At 38.3% G+C, this 4,806-nt stretch carries 5 protein-coding genes; all 5 read left to right on the forward strand.

Going from position 1 to position 4,806, the window contains the following annotated elements; genetic code table 11:
• The coding region (locus VLB74_RS02810) for a GDP-mannose 4,6-dehydratase (RefSeq protein WP_325201949.1) at nucleotides 1-397 on the forward strand (397 nt) is incomplete at its 5' end.
• Between the two features lie 2 nt (nucleotides 398-399).
• Nucleotides 400-1,788, forward strand: coding sequence for a UDP-glucose 6-dehydrogenase (locus VLB74_RS02815; protein ID WP_325201950.1), 1,389 nt, complete (start codon nucleotides 400-402; stop codon nucleotides 1,786-1,788).
• 18 nt (nucleotides 1,789-1,806) lie between these two features.
• Nucleotides 1,807-3,084: a nucleotide sugar dehydrogenase gene (locus tag VLB74_RS02820; protein ID WP_325201951.1), complete on the forward strand. Its 1,278-nt coding sequence runs from the start codon at nucleotides 1,807-1,809 to the stop codon at nucleotides 3,082-3,084.
• Between the two features lie 31 nt (nucleotides 3,085-3,115).
• A complete protein-coding gene (locus tag VLB74_RS02825; protein WP_325201952.1) occupies nucleotides 3,116-3,886 on the forward strand; it encodes a cytidylyltransferase domain-containing protein in 771 nt (256 codons plus the stop codon).
• A gap of 33 nt (nucleotides 3,887-3,919) precedes the next feature.
• The coding region (locus VLB74_RS02830) for an N-acetylneuraminate synthase family protein (protein WP_325201953.1) at nucleotides 3,920-4,806 on the forward strand (887 nt) is incomplete at its 3' end.

The following is a 4,806-nucleotide window of genomic DNA, read 5'->3' on the forward strand; positions in this document are numbered from 1 at the left end:
CAAATTCGTTATCCAATTGATGCAGCACGAAAGTCCGGTAATTAACGGGGACGGTAATTATTCAAGAGACTTTACTTATGTTGATAATGTGCTTCAGATGAATGAATTGGCGATGTTTGCTAAAAATCCGGAAGCTGTTAATACAGTTTATAATACTGCATACGGAGACAGGACAACTTTGAATGATTTGATTAATCACTTAAAAGAATGTCTTTCCGAATACGATCCTGAAATCGCTACCATTAAAGCCGTCCATGGACCAAACAGAATAGGTGATATACCGCATTCTCTTGCCAGTATTGACAAGGCAAAAAAACTATTAAATTACAATCCACAATTCTCCATTTCGCAAGGTTTGAAAGAGGCTGTTAAATGGTATTGGGAAAATCTTAAATAAGCATGATAAAGAATATTTGTTGTATCGGGGCAGGATATGTTGGAGGACCAACAATGGCAGTTATTGCTCAAAAGTGCCCGCATATCAAAGTAACTGTTGTAGACCTGAATGAAAAAAGGATTGCCGAATGGAATGACGTAAACACCGACAATATTCCGGTTTATGAGCCAGGATTAGCGGCAATTGTTGCAGAAACCCGCGGAAGAAATTTATTTTTCTCTACAGAAGTCGATAAGTCTATTGAGGAAGCCGATATGATTTTTATTTCCGTAAATACGCCAACTAAAACCTATGGTGTCGGAAAAGGAATGGCAGCCGATTTAAAACATATTGAATTATGTGCACGTCAAATTGCAAGGGTAGCCAAAACCGATAAAATAGTAGTGGAGAAATCAACGTTGCCGGTGCGAACTGCAAGTGCTATTAAAGATATTTTGGATCATACAGGAAACGGAGTGCAGTTTCAGATTCTTTCCAACCCGGAATTTTTAGCTGAAGGTACAGCTGTAGCGGATTTACTCGCACCAGACAGGGTTCTGATTGGAGGTGATACAACTCCGGAAGGACAAAAAGCGATTCAGTCACTAGTTGATATTTATGCCAACTGGGTTCCTCAAGACCGCATTTTAACCACAAACGTATGGTCATCGGAATTGTCAAAATTAACCGCCAATGCTTTTTTGGCACAACGTGTTTCATCTATCAATGCGATGAGTGAATTGTGCGAAAGAACGGGAGCTAATGTAAATGAAGTCGCCAGAGCTATTGGAATGGATAGTCGAATCGGACCTAAATTCCTTAAGTCTTCTGTAGGTTTCGGAGGTTCTTGCTTTCAAAAGGATATCCTGAACCTGGTTTATATTGCCAAAACCTATGGTTTAAACGAAGTTGCTGATTATTGGGAACAGGTTATCATAATGAACGACCATCAGAAACGTCGTTTTGCAAAAAATATAATCAGTACATTATACAATACCGTTTCCGGGAAAAAGATAGCTTTTTTAGGCTGGGCTTTTAAAAAGGATACCAATGATACCAGAGAATCGGCTGCAATTTATGTGGCGGATGATTTGTTGAGTGAACAGGCCAGTGTTTCAGTTTTTGACCCAAAAGTGGAAGAAGAACAAATTATGTCCGATTTGAATTACCTTGAAACCCGCTCTGAATCGGAGAACAAAAGAGGTATCGCCGTTGAAAAAAATCCGTATGCAGCTTGTAAGGATGCGCATGCCATAGCCGTTTTGACAGAATGGGATGAATTCAGAAATTATGATTGGCAGCAAATTTATGACGGTATGCTAAAACCGGCCTTCATATTCGACGGAAGAAATTTATTAGACAGAAAAGAACTTGAAAAAATAGGATTCGTTTATCAATCGATAGGGTCTTAAATAAGTAAAAAATACACAATGAATATAAAGATTGCAGTCATAGGATTAGGGTACGTTGGATTGCCGTTGGCAAGATTATTCGCTACTAAATATCCTGTTGTCGGATTTGATGTAAATAAAACCAGAATCGAAGAATTGAATGAAGGAATCGACGCTACTTTAGAAGTGGAAAATGCTGTTCTTAAATCGGTTTTAAAGGAAAAAGCATCACAGGAGAACGGACTTTATTGTTCGGCAACTCTGGAAGACATCAGCGATTGCAATTATTTTATCGTTACCGTTCCAACACCTGTCGATAAAAATAACAGACCGGATTTAACACCTTTGTACAGAGCCAGCGAAACTGTCGGGAAAGTGCTGAAAAAAGGCGATATCGTTATTTACGAATCCACTGTATATCCTGGGGTTACCGAAGAAGAATGTATTCCGGTACTGGAAAAAATTTCCGGGCTGAAATTCAATACAGATTTCTTTGCCGGTTATTCTCCGGAACGCATTAATCCGGGCGATAAGGAACATACGGTAGAAAAAATACTAAAGGTTACCTCCGGTTCTACTTTAGAAATAGGGAAGAATGTGGATGCATTGTACAAATCGGTTATCACTGCCGGGACGCATTTGGCACCAACCATAAAAGTAGCAGAAGCCGCAAAAGTAATTGAGAATTCACAACGTGATATTAATATTGCATTTGTGAATGAGTTGGCCAAAATTTTCAATATTCTGGATATCGATACACATGCTGTTTTGGAAGCGGCCGGAACAAAATGGAATTTCTTACCGTTTAAACCCGGATTGGTGGGCGGACATTGCATAGGAGTAGATCCGTATTATTTAGCCCAGAAAGCCCAGGAGCACGGTTATCATCCGGAAATTATCCTTGCCGGAAGACGTCTTAATGACAGTATGGGGGAATATGTAGCATCACAGGTTGTTAAACTCATGATTAAAAAGAACATCAAAGTAAATGGTTCCAAGATTTTAATGTTGGGGATTACATTTAAGGAAAACTGTCCTGATGTTCGTAATACCAAGGTGGTTGACGTGGTCTCTGCATTGAAAGATTATGAAACAAACCTGACTATCTATGATCCATGGGCAAATCCTGCGGAAGTAATGCACGAATACGGATTGGTAACTACAACAGAAATTCCAAATGAAAAGTATGATGCTGTTATTTTAGGAGTAGCACACAAAGAATTCCTAAACATGGATTTCAGCATTCTGCAAAAAGAAAGCAGTCTTCTGTTTGATGTGAAAGGAATATTGGGCGAAATAGCCGATGCGAAACTTTAATTTCGGATAGATAGTTTAACAGAATACCGATATGAGTACCGGAACATCGTTTTGTTTTATGCTTCAGGCAAGAGTCGGCTCGACCCGATTACCTCAAAAAATGGTATTGCCTTTTTTTAAGGACAAGACTATTTTGGAGTTGATTATAATGAAGTTACAGCAAAATTTCCCTCATGTGCCGATAGTTTTAGCAACTTCTGCATTGGAAGAGAATGATATTTTGGTAGAAATTGCAAAAGGATTGGATTGCATGGTTTTCCGAGGAAGTGAAAGTGATGTTCTTCAGCGTTTTATTGATGCGGCTGATACCTGTCATTTTGACCAAATAATACGCGTTTGTGCAGATAACCCATTTTTGGATGTTTCCGAGATGCGGAATTTAATCGGTTTTGCCGAAAACAATCCTTCGTTCGACTATATAAGTTTTTCCATTAACGGTAATCCGAGTATTAAAACACATTTTGGTTTTTGGGCAGAATATGTAACCCTTCAGGCACTGAAAAAAGTAAGTTTGACAACAAAGGAGGCATTTTACCATGAACACGTGACAAATTATATATACGGTCACAGTAATTTGTTTCAAATTAAATTAATTGCTGCGAATTCTATTTTGGAAGGAAGAAGTGATATTCGGATGACTTTGGATACTGCTGTTGATTTTTCCACTTTATCCGAAATTTACCTGAAACTTACCGAACGATACGATGACGATTTTGGAATAAAAGAAATAATTTCTTTTTTGGATGAAAATGGACATTACAAGAGAATAATGACAAATCAGATTGTTGAAAACACTAAATAATTTACGTTTTACGATTTGATAAAGAGATAGACTATGGAGGATTTAACGAAAGATGGAGTATACATCATTGGTGAAATTGGACAAAATCATAATGGTTCAGTAGATATAGCCAAACTTATTGTAGAATTGGTTTCAAGACCTGTTTTTGAAGGTGATTTCGGTTTGAATCTAAAACCAATGAACGCGGTTAAACTGACCAAAAGAGACTTGAAAGAGGAATTGACCGACTCTCAAATGAACCGAGCGTATGATTCGCCACATTCTTTCGGAAAAACTTATGGTGAACATCGTGAATATTTAGAATTGACCGATGAGGAGCATTTTGAAGTTTTTAAATATGCAAAAAGCAAAGGATTGGATTTTGTTGAAACATTATGTTCTATAGGATGTCTTTCTCTGTTAAAATTGTTTCAGCCGGATTGTTTGAAAATTGCCAGCAGGGATTTAACGAATTTACCTCTGTTAGCCGCCATGGCCGAAACAAAAATACCTATAATTCTTTCGACCGGTATGGCTGGGAAAAAGGAATTGGATGAAGCGATTGCAGTAATAACAAAATACCATTCCCAATTGTCCATTCTTCATTGTGTTTCGCAATATCCAACGCATCCGGATAATTTGAATTTAAAGACAATTACCTATCTGCAAAAAAACTACGGTGAGTACACCATTGGTTTTTCCGATCATACCATCGGGATTTCAGCTCCGGTTGTGGCGGTAGGTATGGGCGCTAAAATTATTGAAAAACACATCACTATCGACAGGAATATGAAAGGAACGGACCAAGCTGGTTCTTTAGGACCTGACGGTGTTTTCCGTATGGTGAGAGATATTCGGGTAGCTGAAAAATGGTTAGGCACTGAGGATTTATACATCGAAGAAGGCGTTCAGTCTGCCAAAATGAAATTGGAACGCTCCAT

Origin of the sequence: Flavobacterium sp., from assembly GCF_035456225.1 — a bacterium.
Lineage (GTDB): Bacteria > Bacteroidota > Bacteroidia > Flavobacteriales > Flavobacteriaceae > Flavobacterium.

Excerpts from the sequence above, each read along its gene's own strand:
- VLB74_RS02815 (WP_325201950.1), top strand. The coding sequence starts at position 400 with ATGATAAAGAATATTTGTTGTATCGGGGCAGGATATGTTGGAGGACCA.
- VLB74_RS02820 (WP_325201951.1), top strand. The coding sequence starts at position 1,807 with ATGAATATAAAGATTGCAGTCATAGGATTAGGGTACGTTGGATTGCCG.
- VLB74_RS02825 (WP_325201952.1), top strand. The coding sequence starts at position 3,116 with ATGAGTACCGGAACATCGTTTTGTTTTATGCTTCAGGCAAGAGTCGGC.